Source organism: Microbispora siamensis (assembly GCF_016863095.1).
Classification (GTDB): domain Bacteria; phylum Actinomycetota; class Actinomycetes; order Streptosporangiales; family Streptosporangiaceae; genus Microbispora; species Microbispora siamensis.
In genome coordinates, this window is the sequence record NZ_BOOF01000013.1 from 173,144 (window position 1) to 191,495 (window position 18,352).

An 18,352-nucleotide genomic window follows, 5' to 3' on the forward strand; every position below is an offset into this window, starting at 1 on the left:
GGGCAGGCTAGCGCCACAAGGTCGTCACCGGCACGCCCAGATCGGCGAAAAGGCGGCGAAGCAGGGGCAGCGAGATGCCGAGCACGTTGCCGTGGTCGCCTTCGATGCCCTCCACGAACCAGCCGCCCAGGCCGTCGAGCGTGAACGACCCCGCCACGCCCAGCGGTTCCCCGCTGGCGACGTACGCCTCGATCTCCTCGTCCGACGGCGTGCCGAACCGCACCACGGTCGCCGCCACCTCGGACACCCTGCGGCCCCCGGCCACGTCGACCACGCAGTGCCCGGTCAGCAGCCGGCCGGTCCTGCCCCGCATCATGTGCCAGCGGCGCACCGCGTTCTCCGGCGTCCCCGGCTTGCCGTACGCGACGCCGTCGAGTTCGAGCACCGAGTCGCAGCCGATCACGATGCCGTCGCCGAGCGTCCGGGAGACGGCGTCCGCCTTGGCCACGGCCAGTTTCAGGCACAGCTCCCCGGGGGTGCCGGCCGTGATCGCGTCCTCGTCGACGCCGCTGACGATCACCTTGGGATCGAGCCCGGCCGCCCGCAGCACACCGAGGCGGGCGGGCGAGGCGGAGGCGAGAACCAGGTGCGTCACACGCTCAAGCCTAGTCGCTTCTACTATGTCTGGCGTTTGCCGATCACTTGCGGGGGATGCCGGTGTCAAAAGCCACGGTCAAAGAGCGTGCGCGCTACTGGTTCGACAACACCATGGCCAAGGGCACGGCCGCCCTCATCGGCTGGCTGGCCCTGGTGTCGCTGGTACTCATCGTGGTGATCAGCGCGCTCACCATGTGGCTCACCCCCGACGAGGCGCTCCGGCACGACGGCTGGCCGGGGGTGCTGTGGCTGTCGCTCATGCACGCGCTCAGCCCGGGAAAGATCGCCGGAGACGCCGGGACGGCGCCCTTCCTCGCCATCATGCTGGGCGCCTCCCTCGGCGGCATCTTCATCGTCAGCATCCTCGTGGGCGTGCTCTCCGCCGGTTTGCGCGGCAAGATCGAGGAACTGCGCAAGGGGCGTTCACGCGTCATCGAGAGCGGCCACACGGTCATCCTCGGCTGGTCCGAGCAGCTCTACACGATCGTCTCCGAACTGGTGAAGGCACACGCCAGCCAGCGCGGCTCGGTCATCGCGATCCTGGCCGACAAGGACAAGCCGACGATGGAGGACGCCATCCGGGCCCGGGTGGGCGACACCGGCAGGACACGGCTGGTCTGCCGCACCGGCAGTCCCACAGAGCCGGCGGACCTCGACCTGATGAGCCTGAGCACCGCGCGTACGGTCGTGGTGCTGTCCCCCGAGAAGGACGACCCGGACGCGCACGTCATCAAGACCCTGCTCGCGCTGGCCAAGCGGGCCGGGGACCATCCTCCGGTCATCGCCGCCGTCGCCTCCTCGCGCAACATGGCCGCCGCCCGGCTCGCCGGCGGGCGGGGCGTCCACCTGGTCGACAGCGACGACATCGCCGCCCGGCTGATCGTGCAGTCGTCCCGCCAGTCCGGCGTGTCCGTGGTCTGCATGGACCTGCTGAACTTCGACGGCGGCGAGATGTACCTGCGCCGCGAACCCTCCCTGGCGGGCAGGTCGTACGGCGAGGCACTCGACACGTACGCGACCGCGACCGTCCTCGGCCTGCGCGGGCCCGGCGGCGTGGTGCTCAACCCGCCGCCGGACACGGTGATCGGGACGTCCGACGAACTCGTCGTGCTCGCCCAGGACGACTCCCTCATCCGCCTGGCCAACGGCACGGCGCCCGCCGACGAACGGCAGATCGTCCCCGCGCGAGCCCCCGAGCCGGCCGCCGAGCGGACGCTGATGCTCGGCTGGAACGGCCGGGCCGCGCGGATCATCCGCTACCTGGACGGCTACGTGACCCCCGGGTCGGTGCTCGACGTCGCCAGTGACCATCCCGGCGCCGGGGCAGGCCTGGCGCACCTCGCCAATCTGACGGTGAACGTCAAGGAGTGCGACGGCACCGACAGGTACGCCCTGGAGTCCCTCGGCGTCGGCGTCTACCAGCACGTCATCGTGCTCTCCGACGACCGGTACGCCCCGCGCCACGCCGACACCCGGACGCTGATGACGCTGCTGCAACTGCGCGACATGCAGGCGACCCTCGGCGAGAAGTACTCGATCGTGAGCGAGATGCACGACGAGAACAACCGCTCGCTCGCCGAGGTCACCGAGGCCGACGACATCGTGATCAGCGACACCGTCATCGGCCTGCTGCTCGCGCAGCTCGCCGAGAACCCGCACCTCGCCGAGGTCTTCGGGCAGCTCTTCGACTCCGCGGGCTCGGAGGTCTACCCGCGGCCCGTGGAGAACTATGTGACCACCGGCACGCCCGTCGCCTTCCGCACGATCGTGGAGTCGGCCCTGCGGCGCGGCGAGACCGCGATCGGATACCGCGTGGCGGCGAGGATCGGCGAGCCGCCCCACTACGGCGTCGTGCTCAACCCGGACCGGTCCCGGGCGATGACGTTCGCCCCCGGTGACTCCGTGATCGTCCTCGCCGAGCACTGAGCCCGGGCATCCCCCGGCTCACTCGCCGAGGCCGGCGCGGCGGGCGCGCACCACGGCCTGCGCCCGGTCGGCCACCTGGAGCTTGGCGAAGACGGACGTCAGGTGGTTCTTCACGGTCTTCTGGCTGAGGAACAGGGCGCGGGCGATCTCCGCGTTCGACCTGCCGGACGCGAGCAGGTCGAGGATCTCCCGCTCCCTGGCGGTCAGCTCGGGGAACGGCGTGACGGCCGGGCCCGGCGCCAGGAACCTGCGGATGCGCCGGGCCACCGCGGGGCCGTACACGGCCTCGCCCCTGGCGACGGCCCGGACGGCGGCGATGAACTCCGCCCCGCCCGTGCCCTTGAGGACGTAGCCGCGCGCGCCCGCCCGCAGGGCGGCGAACACCGACGCGTCGTCCTCGCTCATCGTCAGCACGAGCACGCCCAGGGCGGGGTCGCGGTCGATCAGCCGGCGGGTGGCCTCGATCCCCGAGGTGCCCGGCATCACCAGGTCCATCACGACCACGTCGGGCCGCAGCGACAGGGCGAGGGCGACGGCCTCGTCGCCGTCTCCCGCCTCGCCCACCACCTCGGCGCCGCCGACCTGTTCGAGCAGCGCCCGCAGGCCGTGCCGCAGCAGCGGGTGGTCGTCCACCAGCAGGACGCGCACCGGCTCGGCGGCCTCGGGATCGGTCGTGGAATCGGCTTTGGGGTCGATCACAGCGGCAGCACCGCCTCCACCGTCGTGCCCGCCCCTGAGGCGGACGTCCTGCGCAACACGCCGCCGAGTTCCGCGGCGCGCTCCCTCATGCTGCCCGATCCCACGCCCTCGACGAGCGGCTCGGGCAGTCCCCGGCCGTCGTCGCGGACGCGCAGGACCAGTCCGTCCCGCTCGATCCCGGCGACGATCTCGATGGTCCGGGCCCGCGCGTGACGCAGGGCGTTGGCCAGGGCCTCCTGAGCGATGCGGTAGGCCGCCACCTCGACGGCGGCGGGCAATTCGGGCAGCGGCTCCGGCACCCGGACCATGACGGCCGGGCCGCCCTCCGCGGCCTCCTCCGTGTCCAGGGCCAGGTCCTCCAGGGCCCCGGCCAGCCCGAGCTCGTCCAGCGCCGGCGGCCGCAGGTCGTGGACGATTCTCCGCACGTCGCCGACGAGGCCCTGGACGAGCTGCCTGACCTCCGACAGCGACGATCGCACGGCCGGCGACACCCCCGTGGCGGTGGCCTCTATCACGTCGAGCCGTACGCCGATGGCGGCCAGACCGGGCCCGAGACCGTCGTGGAGGTCACGGCGGAGCCTGCGCCGTTCCTCCTCCCTGGCGATGACCAGCCGCTCCCGTGACGTCTGCACCTCGGTGGCGAGCCGTACGGCGGCGAGGGCGACCGCGAGCTGGCGGGCGAGGTCGTCGAGCACGGCCAGGTCGGCCGCCGACAGGGCTTCGCCCGGCGAGCGGGGGGTGGCGCGCAGTTCCCCCTCCACGCGTCCGCCCACCACGAGCGGCAGCCGTACGCCGTCGGCGGGGACCCCGCCCTCTGCGCAGACCGGCGTGCCGTCGGCGGCGAGCACGGCGACCGCGGGCAGCCGCAGCGTGTGCGCGACGGTCTCCGCCGCGCGGTCGAGCAGCCGCGTCGGGTCGGCCGACGACTCCAGGCGCTGGCCGAGCAGGGACAGCGCGGCGGCCGGGTCACCCCGGTTGCCGAACAGCAGACGGCCGACGGCCCGCTGCGCGGCGTCGCGTACGGGTGCGAACGCCAGCGCGACGACAGCGGTTGCGGCGAGCGGCTGGAGGACTCCGCTCCCGGTTCGCAGGAGCGTGCCGATCGTGGCCACGGTGACCAGGTAGGCCCCCAGCAGCACGACCGTGACCAGCGCGTACACGACGGTGCGCCGGATCAGCACCTCGATCTCGAACAACCGGTAGCGGAAGATCGAGACCGCCGTGGCCGCGGGGAACAGCGGCAGTGCCGCGGCCTGCAGCCACACCCCCACGGGCGGGTCGGGCGGCAGCAGGGTGTCGGCGACGACCGAGAGCCCCACCGCGACGACGGCCGCGAACACCGGCAGGAGGCGGCGCCTGTTGTCCGAGCGCGTGACCCGGGTGGCCAGCGCCGCGACCCCCGACAGGGCCAGCCCGGTCACCACCACGCCGAAGGCGACCTCCGCGACGGGATCCGTGGGGACGAACCCGAAGGAGCTGGGCACCTCGTGTCCCCAGACCCAGATGCGGTCGCGGAGCATGAGCATGACCTGGAGCACCGCCATCGCGGCGACGGCCGCGATCAGCACCGGCCGCCAGCGCGGCGACGGCAGCCGTCCGTCGGGCAGCAGCAGCGGCAGCAGCAGGAGCGGCCCGAAACCGGTGAAGAACACCCAGTTCGTCACCCACGCGGCGAGCAGGGCGCCGGGCAGCCCGTGCGGCCGGGCGTACGCGGCGTATCCCCCGGACAGCGCCTGGAGCGCCAGCCCGGCGCCGCTCAGGCAGAACAGCCGGCCGATGGGGTGCCGCGGCGACCGCGACAGGATCAGCACGCCGACCGCCGGGCAGGTCAGTCCGACGACCGCGTCGAGCACCAGATAGGTGGTGTCGGGCGCGGGCACGGCCGTGGTGAGCGCGACGCCGGCGACGACGGCCGCCCCGCACAGGACGGGGATCGCCCAGAGCCATCGGGGCCACGTACCGCTTCGCATCAGGACATCATTGGACATTCCTCACCTTGAGGGGAATGGGACCCGGGTCCCGTCCCACCCGGGACCCTCTTGGGCCCGGACGCCGGGACCCTCTTGGGTCCGGACGCCGGGACGGGAACGGGACCCGGCTCTCAGGCGGACGGGACCGCCGGGGCGCTGCAATCGGCCCATGCGAACGAACCCGTCAACCACCATCCCCATCGAGGCCGCCGCTCCCGCCGCCCGCGAGCCGCGGCTCGCCGTGTACGGCGTCACCCTGGCCGCCCTCGTGCTACCTGTCGTGGCCCTCGCCGTCTCGCAGGGCGCCGACCTCAACCGGATCGGCGACGCCCCGATCGGCATCCAGATCGCCGTCTACAGTCAGGCGTTCATGCCCGCGCTCGCCGCGCTCGTCGCGTGCCTGGCCGGCGGCGGTGTCCGCGCCGTGGACTGGGGTTTCCACCGGGTGCCCTGGCGCACGCTCGCCGCCGCGTGGGCCGTGCCCGTCCTCGGCACCGGCCTCACGTACGGCACGGCCTGGCTGACCGGCGCCGCCCGCTTCGACCCGGGCAACCTCGCCGCGTCCACCGGGCTGCATCCGGCGCTCGGCGTGGTGCTCGGCCTCGTTCCCGGCGTGGCGCCGTTCGTCGTCCTGGCGCTCGGCGAGCAGCTCGGCTGGAGCTCCCTGCTCGTCACGAGGCTCGCCGCGCGCCGGGGCCCGGCCGCGACGGCGGTGATCCTCGGCCTGGCCTGGGCCTCGTTCCACTACCCGCTGATGCTGTTCGTGCCGGGGGCGGTCGAGAAGGGCGTGCCGGTGCCGTACGCGCTGCTGATGTTCACTCTCCAGACGGTCACGCTGGCCTTCCCGCTCGTGTGGCTGCGCCTGCGTACGCGGAGCATCTGGCCGGTCCTGGTGCTCCACGCCACGATGAACGCGTCGCTGTACTTCGTGGCCGAGGCGATGACGTCGGCGCACGACAGGTCGGCCTGGATGGTCGGTGAGGGCGGCGCCCTCACCGCGGCGGGGCTGGCGGTGGCCGTGCTCCTGACCAACCGCCTGTGGCGGCGCCCGCGCTCCTGCTAGAGCGCCTTGACGGACGACATCACCTTGTTGATGTCGTGCCAGCGCTTCTTCTGGCTGTCGGGGATCGTGACGAACACGACCGCGGGCTTCTTCTCCGGCACGTCCACGAGGGCCAGCGCCGCGGCGGAGACCCGCTTCTTGCCCTTGAGCGTGTAGTGCACGGTGTAGCCGAGCAGCCAGCCCTCCCGCTTGCCCGCCTTGAAGGGCTGGGAGGCCGTCCAGGTGATCGTCGCGCCCGAGGGGTGGTGATTGAGCGTCCACCGGGCGGCCAGGAAGGCGGTGTCGCGCAGCGTCTTCTGCTCGGGGATCGGCACGGGGCAGGAGACCAGCATCCCGCGGTACGACGCGCCCTTGACCTTGGGCAGCAGCTGACGGGAGGCGAACGGCGCGGGCTTGGCCAGCGCCCATGTCTTGGTGAAGCGGGGCAGGGCGATGCCGGAGCGCCGGTCCTTGACCAGGCCGTGGGTGGCGGCCGCCCGGCCGGGCAGGCTGCGGAGCCTGCGGCTGTTCTTCGGCAGCGCGGGCACGCGGGGGTCCTTCAGGGCCGCCGCCAGCGCGGGATCGACCGCGTCCGCGCCGGCCGCCGGACTCGAGGCGGCGCTCGCGGTCGTGCCGGGGGTCGCGCTCGCCCCGGTGCTGGCGACAGGGCTGGACAGAGCGCTCGACAGGGGACTGAGACCGGGCGTGGCCACCGCGCCCGCGGCGGGTGCGGCGGCGCCGGACGAGGCCGGCGCGGCCGAGGGGACGACGACGGCCGCGGAGTGAGGCGGCGGCGCGGCGGCCGTGGCGGCGGGGTCGTCCCGGTTCAGCAGCACGACGGTCGCGCCTGCCCCCAGGACGACGACTCCCGCGGCGACCGCGATCGCCCGGTAGACCACCCGCATCGGCAGGTCCCCGAGGCCCTTCGACGAGCTCGCCGGTGGCGGCGCCACAGGGACCGTGATCTTCGGTAGCGGAGTGGTCTCGGCCTCGGCCGCTATGTAAGAGGGGACGGCCTTCGTCCCATAGTCCCCAGGTGACACGATCGGGAGCGTACGGCAAATCCCGGTATTTCGGGTGCCTTCCCCATCACACTTCGGGAACGCCCACCCGCAGCCATGGCGCGTCGGCGACCACCGTCGCGGAGCCCGGTGCGATCTCGGTGAACCCGGCGTCCCTGACCACCGGCAGCCCGCTCGCGGCCAGCGCGTCCCACCGGTCCGGGCCGGCCGTCCTGACCCGTACGGCGAAGCCGCGCTCGCGCCAGGCCGCCCTGTCCGCCTCGCCCGCGCCCCACCAGGCGAACTGGGCGCCGTGCCCCGCCTGGGCCATCGCCTTGCCCGCTGTCATCTCCAGGCGGGGGTTGATCCAGAGCACCACGTCGTCGGGGCCCGCCTCCGGCGGGGCGGCGTCGTCGGAGAGCTCCGTGCCCGACACCTGCAGCCGGGCGAGGTCACGCGGCCAGTCGTCGAGCGGCACGGGCGGATGCACCCGCACCTCGGCCGTGCGCACGGTGACGGTGATGCCGGGCAGGGCGAGCGCCCGCCGCCACTCGGCGCCGCGTGCCCGCCTGACCACCTTCCTGATCCGGCCGTCCTGCCACTCGGCGACCTCGTCGGGCCACTCACCGTCCTGGGCACGATCGAGCAGGCGCACCACTGCCGTCGCCGCCGCCTCCAGCGCGTCGGTGCGGCGCGGCGGCGCGGCCCGCTCGATGCGTACGACCAGGGGAAGAACGCGTTCGGTCACCCGACAAGGATCGCAGCTTCGCCGCGATCCCGGACACGCGTGACGATACGGGACGACATGAGCGCGGCGAGCAGGCACAGCACGCCCGCGCCGTACCACGCCAGGTCGTAGTTCCCCAGGTGGTCGCGGGTGACCCCGGCCACCGTGGCGACGACGGCCGCGCCGACCTGGTGGGAGGCGAAGACCCACCCGAACACCACCGCGCCGTCCGCGCCGAAGATCCTGCGGCACAGCGCGACGGTCGGCGGCACGGTGGCCACCCAGTCGAGGCCGTAGAAGACGATGAAGACCAGCATGCTCGGCTCGGCCGTGGCGGCGAACAACTGCGGCAGGACCAGCAGCGACAGTCCGCGCAGCGCGTAGTAGACGACGAGCAGGAGCCGCGGGTCCACCCGGTCGCTCAGCCAGCCGGAGAAGACGGTGCCCGCGATGTCGAAGACCCCGATCACGGCGAGCAGCGAGGCGGCGGTGGTCTCCGGCATGCCGTGGTCGTGGGCGGCCGGGATGAAGTGGGTGCCGACCAGACCGTTCGTGCTCGCGCCGCAGATGGCGAAGCCGAGCGCGAGATACCAGAAGTGCCGGGTGCGGGCCGCGTCCCGCAGCACGCGTACGGCCCGCGCGGCGGCGCCCTTGGCCGGTGTGCGCACGACCGGCTCGGCCGCGCCGAGCGCGGTCAGGCCGATCTCCTCGGGGGTGTCCCTGAGCAGGAACCACACAAGGGGGACGACGGCGAGCGCGGCCCCCGCCACCGTGACCGAGGCCCACCGCCAGCCCTGCATCTCGACCAGGTGCGCGAGCACCGGCAGGAAGATCAGCTGCCCGGTCGCGCCTCCCGCCGTCAGCACGCCGGTGACCAGGCCGCGGTGCCGTACGAACCAGCGGTCGGTCAGCGTGGCGGCGAAGACGAGCGCCATCGAGCCGGTGCCGAGCCCGACCAGGACGCCCCAGAGCGCGATGAGCTGCCAGCTCGCGGTCATGAACACGGTCAGGCCGCTGCCGGTCGCCACCAGCAGCAGGGCGCAGGCGACGACGCGGCGCATGCCGAAGCGGTCCATGAGCGCCGCCGCGAACGGCGCGCACAGTCCGTAGAGCATGAGGTTCACCGAGACCGCGAGCGAGATCGTGCCTCTCGTCCAGCCGAACTCGTCCTCCAGCGGCGTGATCATCACGCCCGGCGTGGCGCGGAACCCGGCCGCCCCGATGATCGCGACGAAGGCGACGGCGGCGACGATCCACGCACGATGCAGCGACTTCATGGCGAGCATCCTCCCGTTGTGTCCACCGTGGGGACAGTGGCCGGGAGGTCAACATGTGAAAGAATCGGGCCATGCACCGCGTCGCCGTACTGGCCTTGGACGACTTCGCCACCCTCGATCTGGGCATCCCCGGACAGGTGTTCTGGGCCGCCCGCGACCCCGGCCCGCTGTACGAGGTCGTCACCTGCACCCCGGGAGGCCGCCCGGTGCGCGGCCAGGCCGGCTTCAGCATCGTCCCCGACCACGACCTGAGCGTGCTCGCGACGGCGGACACGGTGGTGGTGCCGGGCATCCACAGCGGCCCGCCGCTGGAGGACGGCACCCTCGACGAGGAGGTGCGCGCGGCGCTGTGGGGCGTCGTGGGGCGCGCCCGGCTCATCTCGATCTGCACCGGGGCCTTCGTGCTGGCCGCCGCGGGCCTGCTGGACGGGCGCCCCGCGACGACCCATTGGCGCAACGCCGCGGACTTCCGCGCGCTGTTCCCCCGCGTACGGCTCGATCCCGACGTGCTGTTCATCGACGACGGCGACGTGCTGACCTCGGCCGGCGTGGCCGCGGGCATCGATCTGTGCCTGCACGTCATCCGGCGCGACCACGGCAGCGAGGTGGCCAACCGCACCGCCCGCCGGTGCGTCACCCCGCCGTTCCGGGAGGGCGGGCAGGCCCAATACATCGAGCGGCCGCTGCCCGATCCCTCCGGGACCACCACCGCGCCCACCCGTGCGTGGATGCTCGAACATCTGGAGGAACCGGTCAATCTTGCCGCCCTGGCCGCGCACGCCCGCATGAGCGTGCGGACGTTCACCCGCAGGTTCCGGGAGGAGACCAGCCTCAGCCCGGCCAGGTGGCTCGCCGGACAGCGGATCGCGCACGCCCGGCACCTGCTGGAGACCACCGACCTGCCGGTCGACGCGATCGCCAGGAAGGCCGGGTTCGGCAGCGCGGTCTCGCTCCGCCAGCACCTCCACGCCGCCGTCGGGGTGTCACCCCTGGTCTACCGGCAGACGTTCCGCACTCCCGCCGCCGTCGGCTGATCGATGTCAGCGGCGGTTGCCCGCGGCCGGGCCACGCCAGGCGTACGGGTTGCCCGACCGGCGTCCGGGCTCACGGAGCACCGGGCTGTCCGCGGGCTGCTGTCTGCGGGCCCGCCGCTTGCGCATGAACAGCCAGGCGAGGCCGAGCACGACCATCCCGATCGGCGTACGCGCCAGCCAGCGGGTGACGACGAGCTGCAGGATCCTCTTCATGACACCCGCCCCTACCCGGCACGCGTGTGACCATGTGCAGGTCAATGATGAGTAGGCGGTATCTCGAAGCCGAACTTCTCACCCAGCGCGTGGACGTCCTTGCGATCCTTTTCTTCCGGCGCGTACGCCGTCTTGAACGCGAACATCCACTCCGGGGCGACGCAGTTCACGGTATGGCCGTTGATTTCGCCCTGTCCGGTGAGTGAGCCGTAGGGATATTCGATCCCGTAGATGTTCTTTCCGGACTCGTCGTATTCGAATACATGCACGTCGATGCCACGGCCCCGGCCATCGGTCAGGACGTAGTTCCACGCGGTGTCGCCGCCGTCGCGCCTCTTCGTGTACCCGAGACCCTTCATCTGTTCGATGAATTTCTCTTCGTCTTTGTGGTCGATCGCCACATCGAGGTCCGGGTGACCTCTCGTCTGCTTTCCCAGAAGGGCATCGACGCACCAGCCGCCGTCGATCCAGATCTTCACTCCACGTGCGGCAAGGTATCCGTAGATGCCGGAGACCGTTTCGGCGTCCATCAAGACACCGAGAGCCGCCCTCCGGACGGAGGACGGCTCCTGCGATGGTTCAGCCATGGTGGAGCTATGGGGATTCGAACCCCAGACCCCTTCCATGCCATGGAAGTGCGCTACCAGCTGCGCTATAGCCCCTTGCCCACGCCGCGTCGGCGGCGCTCCGCCAGTGTATAGGACTTCCGCAGCGTGGGTGTAACCGAGAACGTTTCAGCAGGCGCAGGCGGCCCCCGCGGGCGCGGTGAGCGGATCCGCCGGACGAGCGCGCACTCCGGAGGGCTCCACGACCGGGAACCCCTCACGCGCCCAGTATTCGAACCCGCCGATCATCTCCTTGACCCGGTAGCCCAGCCGGGCGAACTCCAGCGCCGCGCGGGTCGCGCCGTTGCAGCCCGGCCCCCAGCAGTACGTGACGACCGTCACGTCACGGGGGATCAGCGCGGGTGCCCGGGCGGCGATCTCCGCCGTGGGCAGGTGGACGGCGCCCTCGATGTGACCCTGCCGCCAGCTCTCCGCGCTGCGGGAGTCCACCACGACGATCCCCGGCTCGCCGGAGAGCAGATCGGCGCGTACGTCGGACACGTCGGTCTCGAAGGCCAGGCGGGCGGAGAAGTGGGCGACGGCGGCGGCCGGCTCGGCGGCCGGGGTGTGCGTTACGGCGGACATGCCGACCAGGGTGCCCGGCCGCCCTGCCACCCCAGAAGAGGCATGAACGCCCGATATCGCTAATATCCCGCCATGCTCCCGCTCCCCGACCGGAGCCGTACCGTGTCGGTGCTGGCCTTCGACGGCATGAGCCCCTTCGAACTGGGCTGCGTCGTCGAGGTCTTCGGCCTGCCCCGCCCGGAGCTGGACGTCCCGTGGTACGAGCTGGCCGTGTGCGCGGAAAGGCCCGGCCCGCTGCGGGCGGTCGGCGGGTTCACGATCGAGGCGGCGCACGGGCTGGACGTCTTCGCCGGGGCGCGGACCGTGATCGTGCCCGGCGTCCCCGACGTGCGTGCCGAGGTGTCCCCCGCGCTCACGGCCGCGCTGCGCCGGGCGCACGACGGCGGGGCCCGGGTCGTGTCGATCTGCTCCGGCGCCTTCGCCCTCGCCGCCGCCGGGCTGCTCGACGGCCGGGCCGCGACGACCCACTGGAGGTACGCAGCGCTGCTCCAGCGGCGCTTTCCCGAGGTCAGGGTGGACCCCGGGGTGCTGTACGTGGACGAGGGCGACGTGCTCACCAGCGCGGGCAGCGCGGCGGGCCTCGACCTGCTCGTCCATCTCGTGCGGCGCGACCACGGGCCGAGCGTGGCCAACGCGGTGGCCCGCAGGCTGGTGGTGCCGCCGCACCGGGAGGGCGGGCAGGCGCAGTTCGTCGAGGCGCCGGTCGCGGCGGTGGACGACGACGACCCGGTGGGCAGGGCGATGGACTGGGTGCTCGCCGATCTCACCCGGCCGGTCACGGTCGCCGCCCTGGCCCGGGTCGCCGGGATGTCGGAGCGCGGCTTCATCCGGCACTTCGGGCGCCGCACCGGGACGAGCCCCCTGCGATGGGTGATCGCGCAGCGGATCGCGGCCAGCCTGCCGCTCCTCGAGACGACGGCGGCCCCGATAGAGGAGATCGCAGCCGCCGTCGGATTCGAAAGCCCGGTGACGTTCCGCCACCATTTCGGCCGTTCGATGCGTACGTCGCCGTCGGCGTACCGGAAGGCGTTCCGGCGTTAGGGGATCGTCAGCGAGAACCAGACGGTCTTGCCTCCGGCGACCCGGCTGGTCCCCCAGTGCTCGGCGAGCTGGCTGACCAGGTAGAGCCCCCTGCCGTCCTCGTCGAGCGGGCCGGGCTCGCGCACCACCGGCAGCCGGTGGTCGTCGTCGCTCACCTCGCACAGCAGGTGGTCGGTGCGCAGCAGCCTGATGGTGATGGGCCGCTGGGTGTGCTGCACGGCGTTGGTGACGAGCTCGCCGGCGAGCAGTTCGGCCACCGGGGTCATCGACGTGAGGCCCCACGAGCCGAGCGTCCGGCGGACCAGGCCGCGTACGCGCGACGGCGTCGTCGGCTGGGGTTCCAGCAGCCACTGGGCGACGTGCTCGCTGGGGATGCCGCGGAACCGGATGGCCAGCACGGTGACGTCGTCGGTCCTCCCCGCGGACAGCACGTCGTCGCTCAGCGCCTCGATCGAGGTGCCGTTCGCGAGCCTGCGGCGCAGCGACTCCACGCTCAGCCCGATGTCCTGCCCGCGCTCCTCCACGAGCCCGTCGGTATAGAGGACGAGCATGCTGCCGTCCTCCGCCGCGATCTCCATCGTCTCGAACGGCGTGCGGCCCAGGCCGATAGGCGGGCACCGGGGCGGCGACAGCACCTCCGCCTTGCCGTCCGATCCCAGCAGGATCGGCGGCAGGTGCCCGGCGCTCGCGATCGTGCATCTGCGCAGCACCGGGTCGTACACGCAGTAGACGCAGGTGGTGAGCGTCTGCGCGGCCAGCCGCTGGGCCATCTCGTCGAGCGAGTGGAGCACCTGCTCGGCCGGCAGGTCGAGCGAGGCCAGGGTCTGCACGGCCGTGCGGAGCTGGCCCATCACGGCCGCGGCGGCCAGCCCGTGTCCCATAACGTCGCCGACGACCAGGGCCACCCTGCTGCCCGGCAGCGGGATGACGTCGTACCAGTCGCCGCCCACCCGCTCGGCTGCGGGCTTGTAGCGGTAGGCGATCTCCAGCCCGGGCAGGTCGGGCGGGTCGCCCGGCCGCATCCCGCGCTGGAGGGTCTCCAGGGTCTCGTCCTGCTGGCGGTCTCGCCGCCCGTGGTGGATCGCGAGCGCGGCGGGCACGGCGAACTGTCCCGCGGCGAGCACGTGAATCTCCCCGAAGGGCGGCCGCCGGGCGTCGCGCGCCAGCAGCGCGCAGCCGACGGGCTTGCCGTACGCCCGGAGGGGCACGGCGAGCAGATGCCCGTCGAGCAGGGCCGCCTCACCGATCCCGTCGCCGGCCCAGCGCGGCGGCAGCCGTCCGTCGGGATCGACCCGGTGCCAGACGGCGCCGTCCACGTAGACCGCGGCGGCGTCGGCCAGCCACGGCACCACCGCCTCGCAGAGGACCCTCGTCGCGTCCTCCGGGCCGCGGCTCTCGCCGATGGCCCGGACGACCCCGCTGACCTGACTCAGCAGGGCTAACGGTTCCCCGTCTCCCGACACGGGTGTGGCCGCTCAGAATTGGTCACGCCGGCAGTTGACGAAGAGCTGGATTTCCGGCGGCGCCTGTGTGGTCGCCGGAGCGTACGAAAGGTGATTCTCCGACAGCACGCTGAAACCGGCGGCTTCGATGACCTCGCGCAACTCGTCGCGCAGATATCCGGTCACCCGCACCGGAGCGCCGAGAAACTGGAAAGGCACGTCGTCGAGGTCGATTTCCACCATGCTCAGCGAGAACAGGCCGCCGGGGGCGAGCACGGCGTGGATCTTGCCGAGGGCCTGCTCGATCTCGGCCCGCGGCAGCATGAGCAGGCTGAAGAAGGCCGTCACGGCGTCGAACACGCCGAGCGAGTCGTCGAGGTCGAGCACGTCGCGTTCGAGGAACGTCCCGGTCGGCACGTTCTTCCTCGCCAGGTCCAGCATGACCGGGGAGATGTCGATGCCCATCACCTCGCAGCCCGCCTCGGCGAACTGCTGGGCGGTGGGCGAGCCCGTACCGCAGCCGACGTCGAGGACGCGCGCGCCCGGCTTGAGCTGCTTGATCATCCACTCTCCGGCGGCCACCTGGCCTTCCTTGTGCGGGAACGCCTCGTCGTACCTGCCGCCGATGCGGTTGAACGCCTCGGCCTGGATGGCGCGGTACTCCTGACGCGGATTGTCCGGTCCTGATTCGATTGTCATGGTCGCCGCCGTTAATGATCAGCCGTCTTTGCCTTCTTCTAGATAGGGGACCACGCCCAACAAGTCAAGACATTGCCCGACTAAATAGGCATTTCGGCCATTAATTGTGTCAAAGATCGTTGTCAACTTCACGCGTTTGGCATACTGATATACCAGATATCGGCCCCGGGAGGTTCACATGATCGACGAGGTACGCGAGGCGCTGCGCGGCGTGGTCGCCGTCACGGTCACCCCGTTCGACGACGGCGACCGGATCGACGAGCCGGCGCTCGCGGCCGTCGTCGAGCGGCTGACGAGGGGCGGAGTGGGTGCCCTCACCCCCAACGGCAACACCGGGGAGTTCTACTCACTGGACGACGACGAGCTGTCCCGGGCCGTCGCCGTCACCCGGAGGGCCGCGCCGGACGCCGTCGTGATCGCGGGCGTGGGCCACGAGGTGCGCCGGGCCGTACGGCTGGCCAGGGACGCCGCCCGGCAGGGCTGCCAGGCCGTCATGGTCCACCAGCCGGTGCACCCCTACCAGTCGGAGGCGGGCTGGACGGCCTACCACAGGGAGATCGCCCAGGCGGTGCCCGACCTCGGAGTGGTCTGCTACGTGCGCTCCCCCGCCGTGACCGAGCGCGCTCTGCGCGACCTGCTGCGCGAGTGCCCCAACGTCGTGGGAGTCAAGTACGCGGTGCCCGACCCCGTGGCCATGGCCGTCCTCGCCGCCGCCGTGGAGGGGCCGGTGTGGCTGTGCGGGCTCGCCGAGACCTGGGCGCCGTTCTTCTGGCCCGGCGGCGCGGAGGGCTTCACCTCCGGCCTGGCGGTCATCGCCCCCGAGCGGTCGCTCGAACTGCACGCCCTGCTCCGGGCGGGCGACCGGGCGGGCGCCGCGAAGGTGTGGCGGCTGCTCAAGCCCATCGAGGACCTGCGCGCCAGGAACGGCGGCGAGCACAACGTCTCGGCGGTCAAGGAGGCGCTCGCGCAACTCGGCGTGTGCGGCAGGGCCGTACGCCCGCCGATGACCGAGCTGACCGGCCCCGACCGGCAGATGGTTTCGGACATCCTGCGTACGCTCGCCTGAGGTCCGTTTCTAGACGAGGCGGGCGACCGAGCGCTCGATGTGGCGACGGGTCAGCCGCTCGGCGAGCGCGGCCTCGCCCGCCTCGACGGCGGCGAGGATCGCCTCGTGCTCCTCGTGCTCCTCGTGCTCCTCCGGCCACGTGGGCCGGTCCCGCCACAGCACCGTGACGCTGCCGAGCGCGGCGAGATCCTGCAGGGTGTCGAGCTGGGCGACCACCAGTTCGTTGCCACACCGGGCGTACAGCTCACGATGGAAGCGCCGGTTGGCCAGGCTGAGGGCCGCCGTGTCGGTGCCGGCGAGCAGCGCCCGCGCCTCGGCGAGGGCCGCCCGCGCGCCGTCCGCGGCGTGTCCGGAGGCCGCCGTACGGCCGATCGCCCACGGTTCGAGCAGCAGCCTGACCTCGTACGCCTTCCGGAGGTCGGCACGGCCCACCACGCGCACCGTCACCCCCCTGTTCGGGCCGATCACGACCAGCCCGGTGGCGGCCAGTCCGATGAGCGCCTCCCTGACGGGCGTCTTGGAGACCCCGAGCCGCTCGGCCAGGCGGCGCTCCACCAGCGTCTCCCCCTGCGCGATGCGCCCGGACAGGATCGCGGTGCGGATCGCGTCGGCGACCAGGTCGGTGCGAGTGGTCGACCTGGCCACCGGACTCAGCACGTGCTCAGCGGTCATGCGTACCGGTATACCAATCCCGATCAGTCGACGTCCGGCTCGGGCGCCCCGCCGGACCCTCTCATGAAGTCGAGGTCGCATCCCTCGTCGGCCTGGAGGATGTGCGCCTCGTGCAGCGCGCCGTACCCGCGGGTGTAGCGCGGGGGCGGCGGCGTCCAGGAGCGCCGCCTGCGGTCGAGTTCGTCGCCGGCGACCTCCAGCGTGAGCCGCCGCGCCTCGACGTCGAGGGTGATCAGGTCGCCGTCCCGCACCAGCGCCAGCGGCCCGCCGACGTGCGACTCCGGGGCGACGTGCAGCACGCAGGCGCCGTAGCTGGTGCCGCTCATCCGCGCGTCGGAGATCCGCAGCATGTCCCGGACGCCCTGCTTGAGCAGCCGCTCCGGGATCGGCAGCATGCCGTGCTCGGGCATGCCGGGGCCGCCCTTCGGCCCGGCGCCGCGCAGCACCAGCACGCTGTCGGGCGTGACGTCCACCTCGTCGATCCGCCGCAAGAGGTCCTGGTGCCCCTCGAAGACCACGGCGGGCCCGGTGTGCCGCAGCAGCCGCGGCTCCGCGGCCACGTGCTTGATCACCGCGCCGTCCGGCGCGAGGTTGCCGCGCAGCACGGCCAGCCCGCCCTCCGGCGACACCGGGTCGTCCCTGCGCCTGATGACCGTGTCGTCGTACGGCTCCCGCGTCGCGAGGCCGTGCCCGTGCACGCGTCCGTACACGGTGGGCCGGTCGAGGTGGAGCAGGTCCGCGATCCTGTGCAGCAGCGCGGGGACGCCGCCCGCCCGGTGGAAGTCCTCCATGAGGTGCGCCCCGCCGGGCCGTACGTCCGCGAGGACGGGCACCCGGCGGGAGGCGTCGTCGAAGTCGTCGAGCGTGAGGTGCACCCCGCTGCGGCGGGCCATCGCGATCAGGTGGATCACCGCGTTGGTCGAGCCGCCCAGGGCCAGCACGGCGGTCACCGCGTCGCGGTAGGCCCTCTCGTCCAGCACCTGCGACGGGCGGGGACCGTGCCAGGCCAGGTCCACCGCGAGACGGCCGCTCGCGGCGGCCATCCGGGTGTGCGCCGACAGCACGGCCGGGATCGACGCGGCGCCCGGCAGCGTCAGCCCGAGCACCTCGGCCACCGAGGTCATCGTGGACGCCGTGCCCATCGTCATGCAGTGGCCGGGCGAGCGGGCTATGCCCTCCTCGATCTCCGCCCACTGCTCGTCGCCGAGCTTTCCCGCCCGTCGTTCGGCCCAGTATTTCCACATGTCGCTGCCGCTGCCGAGCCGCTGCCCGCGCCAGTCGCCGGGCAGCATCGGCCCGCACGGCACGAAGACGACCGGCAGGTCCGCGCTGATCGCGCCCATGACGAGCGCCGGGGTGGTCTTGTCGCACCCGCCCATGAGCACGGCCGCGTCGACGGGATAGGAGCGGAGCACCTCCTCGGTCTCCATCGCGAGCAGGTTCCGGTAGAGCATGGCGGTCGGCTTCTGGAACGTCTCCCCCACCGCCATGACCGGCAGCTCCACCGGGTAGCCCCCGGCCTGCCAGACGCCGCGCCGCACGTCCTCGGCCCGCTCACGCAGATGCATGTGGCAGGGGTTGAGCTGGCTCCACGTGTTGAGGATGCCGACCACGGGCTTGCCGAGGTGTTCCTGCGCCGCGATGCCGAGCTGCCGGGTCCGGGCACGGTGGCTGAACGACCTGAGGCTGTCGGCGCCGTACCAGCGATGGCTGCGCAGCTCTTCCGCTCTCATTCGCTCGAACGTACGTCAGCGGA

At 72.5% G+C, this 18,352-nt stretch carries 18 protein-coding genes and 1 tRNA gene; 5 read left to right on the forward strand and 14 right to left on the reverse strand.

From position 1 onward, the window contains the following. Positions 1 to 7 precede the first annotated feature (7 nt). Positions 8 to 595, reverse strand: a complete 588-nt coding sequence (locus Msi02_RS14470) for a Maf family protein (RefSeq protein WP_204048834.1) — start codon at positions 593 to 595, stop codon at positions 8 to 10. Positions 596 to 657: 62 nt separating this feature from the next. Here Msi02_RS14470 and Msi02_RS14475 point away from each other — a divergent pair, with 62 nt between their 5' ends. Next, positions 658 to 2,523: a CASTOR/POLLUX-related putative ion channel gene (locus Msi02_RS14475; protein ID WP_204048896.1), complete on the forward strand. Its 1,866-nt coding sequence runs from the start codon at positions 658 to 660 to the stop codon at positions 2,521 to 2,523. Between the two features lie 18 nt (positions 2,524 to 2,541). Here Msi02_RS14475 and Msi02_RS14480 read toward each other — a convergent pair whose 3' ends face one another. Both Msi02_RS14480 and Msi02_RS14485 read right to left on the reverse strand, forming a co-directional pair. Next, entirely contained in the window at positions 2,542 to 3,222 is a 681-nt protein-coding gene (locus Msi02_RS14480) for a response regulator transcription factor (RefSeq protein ID WP_239108407.1), read from the reverse strand. Then, a complete protein-coding gene (locus tag Msi02_RS14485) occupies positions 3,219 to 5,192 on the reverse strand; it encodes a sensor histidine kinase (RefSeq protein WP_204048835.1) in 1,974 nt (657 codons plus the stop codon). Before Msi02_RS14485 ends, Msi02_RS14480 begins: the two co-directional genes overlap by 4 nt. Positions 5,193 to 5,361: 169 nt before the next feature. Between Msi02_RS14485 and Msi02_RS14490 the strand changes: the two genes are divergently transcribed. Further along, positions 5,362 to 6,255, forward strand: coding sequence for a CPBP family intramembrane glutamic endopeptidase (locus Msi02_RS14490; protein ID WP_204048836.1), 894 nt, complete (start codon positions 5,362 to 5,364; stop codon positions 6,253 to 6,255). Here the strand turns inward: Msi02_RS14490 and Msi02_RS14495 are convergent. Genes Msi02_RS14495 through Msi02_RS14505 form a run of 3 tightly spaced genes read right to left on the reverse strand, consistent with a single transcriptional unit; the run spans position 6,252 to position 9,239 of the window. Next, positions 6,252 to 7,277 carry a hypothetical protein gene (locus Msi02_RS14495; protein WP_204048837.1) on the reverse strand — a complete coding sequence of 342 codons (1,026 nt, stop codon included), beginning with the start codon at positions 7,275 to 7,277 and terminating at the stop codon, positions 6,252 to 6,254. The genes Msi02_RS14490 and Msi02_RS14495 overlap by 4 nt on opposite strands. 46 nt (positions 7,278 to 7,323) lie before the next feature. After that, entirely contained in the window at positions 7,324 to 7,983 is a 660-nt protein-coding gene (locus Msi02_RS14500) for a peptidyl-tRNA hydrolase (RefSeq protein ID WP_204048838.1), read from the reverse strand. Next, positions 7,980 to 9,239, reverse strand: coding sequence for an MFS transporter (locus tag Msi02_RS14505; RefSeq protein ID WP_204048839.1), 1,260 nt, complete (start codon positions 9,237 to 9,239; stop codon positions 7,980 to 7,982). The genes Msi02_RS14500 and Msi02_RS14505 overlap by 4 nt, the downstream gene beginning before the upstream one ends. A gap of 71 nt (positions 9,240 to 9,310) precedes the next feature. On the opposite strand from Msi02_RS14505, the gene Msi02_RS14510 reads away from it, so the two are divergent. Then, positions 9,311 to 10,273, forward strand: a complete 963-nt coding sequence (locus tag Msi02_RS14510; RefSeq protein ID WP_204048840.1) for a GlxA family transcriptional regulator — start codon at positions 9,311 to 9,313, stop codon at positions 10,271 to 10,273. A gap of 6 nt (positions 10,274 to 10,279) precedes the next feature. Here Msi02_RS14510 and Msi02_RS14515 read toward each other — a convergent pair whose 3' ends face one another. From Msi02_RS14515 to Msi02_RS14530, 4 genes are all read right to left on the reverse strand, one after another. After that, the gene (locus Msi02_RS14515; protein ID WP_079316101.1) at positions 10,280 to 10,486 is read right to left on the reverse strand and encodes a DUF6203 family protein; all 207 of its coding nucleotides are present in this window, start codon (positions 10,484 to 10,486) and stop codon (positions 10,280 to 10,282) included. A gap of 41 nt (positions 10,487 to 10,527) precedes the next feature. Next, a complete protein-coding gene (locus Msi02_RS14520) occupies positions 10,528 to 11,016 on the reverse strand; it encodes a nucleotidyltransferase domain-containing protein (protein WP_204048841.1) in 489 nt (162 codons plus the stop codon). Positions 11,017 to 11,072: 56 nt separating this feature from the next. Then, positions 11,073 to 11,148: transfer RNA gene (locus Msi02_RS14525), tRNA-Ala, on the reverse strand. 72 nt (positions 11,149 to 11,220) lie between these two features. Continuing rightward, positions 11,221 to 11,676 carry a rhodanese-like domain-containing protein gene (locus Msi02_RS14530; protein ID WP_204048842.1) on the reverse strand — a complete coding sequence of 152 codons (456 nt, stop codon included), beginning with the start codon at positions 11,674 to 11,676 and terminating at the stop codon, positions 11,221 to 11,223. 72 nt (positions 11,677 to 11,748) lie between these two features. On the opposite strand from Msi02_RS14530, the gene ftrA reads away from it, so the two are divergent. Next, positions 11,749 to 12,717 (forward strand): transcriptional regulator FtrA, encoded by a 969-nt coding sequence (ftrA, locus tag Msi02_RS14535; RefSeq protein ID WP_204048843.1) that lies wholly within the window; start codon positions 11,749 to 11,751, stop codon positions 12,715 to 12,717. Here the strand turns inward: ftrA and Msi02_RS14540 are convergent. Together Msi02_RS14540 and Msi02_RS14545 are read right to left on the reverse strand one after the other, a co-directional pair. Then, the gene (locus Msi02_RS14540) at positions 12,714 to 14,180 is read right to left on the reverse strand and encodes an ATP-binding SpoIIE family protein phosphatase (RefSeq protein WP_204048844.1); all 1,467 of its coding nucleotides are present in this window, start codon (positions 14,178 to 14,180) and stop codon (positions 12,714 to 12,716) included. The two genes, ftrA and Msi02_RS14540, sit on opposite strands and share 4 nt — an antisense overlap. 12 nt (positions 14,181 to 14,192) lie before the next feature. Further along, positions 14,193 to 14,858, reverse strand: coding sequence for a class I SAM-dependent DNA methyltransferase (locus Msi02_RS14545; protein ID WP_204048845.1), 666 nt, complete (start codon positions 14,856 to 14,858; stop codon positions 14,193 to 14,195). A 178-nt stretch (positions 14,859 to 15,036) separates the two neighbouring features. On the opposite strand from Msi02_RS14545, the gene Msi02_RS14550 reads away from it, so the two are divergent. Continuing rightward, complete coding sequence (locus Msi02_RS14550; protein WP_204048846.1) at positions 15,037 to 15,924, forward strand: dihydrodipicolinate synthase family protein; 888 nt, start codon at positions 15,037 to 15,039, stop codon at positions 15,922 to 15,924. Positions 15,925 to 15,933: 9 nt separating this feature from the next. Here Msi02_RS14550 and Msi02_RS14555 read toward each other — a convergent pair whose 3' ends face one another. Both Msi02_RS14555 and araD read right to left on the reverse strand, forming a co-directional pair. Continuing rightward, positions 15,934 to 16,596: a GntR family transcriptional regulator gene (locus tag Msi02_RS14555; protein WP_204048847.1), complete on the reverse strand. Its 663-nt coding sequence runs from the start codon at positions 16,594 to 16,596 to the stop codon at positions 15,934 to 15,936. A 23-nt stretch (positions 16,597 to 16,619) separates the two neighbouring features. After that, a complete protein-coding gene (araD, locus tag Msi02_RS14560) occupies positions 16,620 to 18,329 on the reverse strand; it encodes an L-arabinonate dehydratase (RefSeq protein WP_204048848.1) in 1,710 nt (569 codons plus the stop codon). Between the last annotated feature and the right edge of the window lie 23 nt (positions 18,330 to 18,352).

What these genes read in the sequence shown, in the direction of transcription:
- Msi02_RS14485 (WP_204048835.1), bottom strand. Translation starts at nt 5,192, where the DNA reads ATGCGAAGCGGTACGTGGCCCCGATGGCTCTGGGCGATCCCCGTCCTG.
- Msi02_RS14490 (WP_204048836.1), top strand. Translation starts at nt 5,362, where the DNA reads ATGCGAACGAACCCGTCAACCACCATCCCCATCGAGGCCGCCGCTCCC.
- Msi02_RS14505 (WP_204048839.1), bottom strand. Translation starts at nt 9,239, where the DNA reads ATGAAGTCGCTGCATCGTGCGTGGATCGTCGCCGCCGTCGCCTTCGTC.
- Msi02_RS14510 (WP_204048840.1), top strand. Translation starts at nt 9,311, where the DNA reads ATGCACCGCGTCGCCGTACTGGCCTTGGACGACTTCGCCACCCTCGAT.
- Msi02_RS14515 (WP_079316101.1), bottom strand. Translation starts at nt 10,486, where the DNA reads ATGAAGAGGATCCTGCAGCTCGTCGTCACCCGCTGGCTGGCGCGTACG.
- Msi02_RS14520 (WP_204048841.1), bottom strand. Translation starts at nt 11,016, where the DNA reads ATGGACGCCGAAACGGTCTCCGGCATCTACGGATACCTTGCCGCACGT.
- Msi02_RS14530 (WP_204048842.1), bottom strand. Translation starts at nt 11,676, where the DNA reads ATGTCCGCCGTAACGCACACCCCGGCCGCCGAGCCGGCCGCCGCCGTC.
- ftrA (WP_204048843.1), top strand. Translation starts at nt 11,749, where the DNA reads ATGCTCCCGCTCCCCGACCGGAGCCGTACCGTGTCGGTGCTGGCCTTC.
- Msi02_RS14545 (WP_204048845.1), bottom strand. Translation starts at nt 14,858, where the DNA reads ATGACAATCGAATCAGGACCGGACAATCCGCGTCAGGAGTACCGCGCC.
- Msi02_RS14550 (WP_204048846.1), top strand. Translation starts at nt 15,037, where the DNA reads ATGATCGACGAGGTACGCGAGGCGCTGCGCGGCGTGGTCGCCGTCACG.
- Msi02_RS14555 (WP_204048847.1), bottom strand. Translation starts at nt 16,596, where the DNA reads ATGACCGCTGAGCACGTGCTGAGTCCGGTGGCCAGGTCGACCACTCGC.
- araD (WP_204048848.1), bottom strand. Translation starts at nt 18,329, where the DNA reads ATGAGAGCGGAAGAGCTGCGCAGCCATCGCTGGTACGGCGCCGACAGC.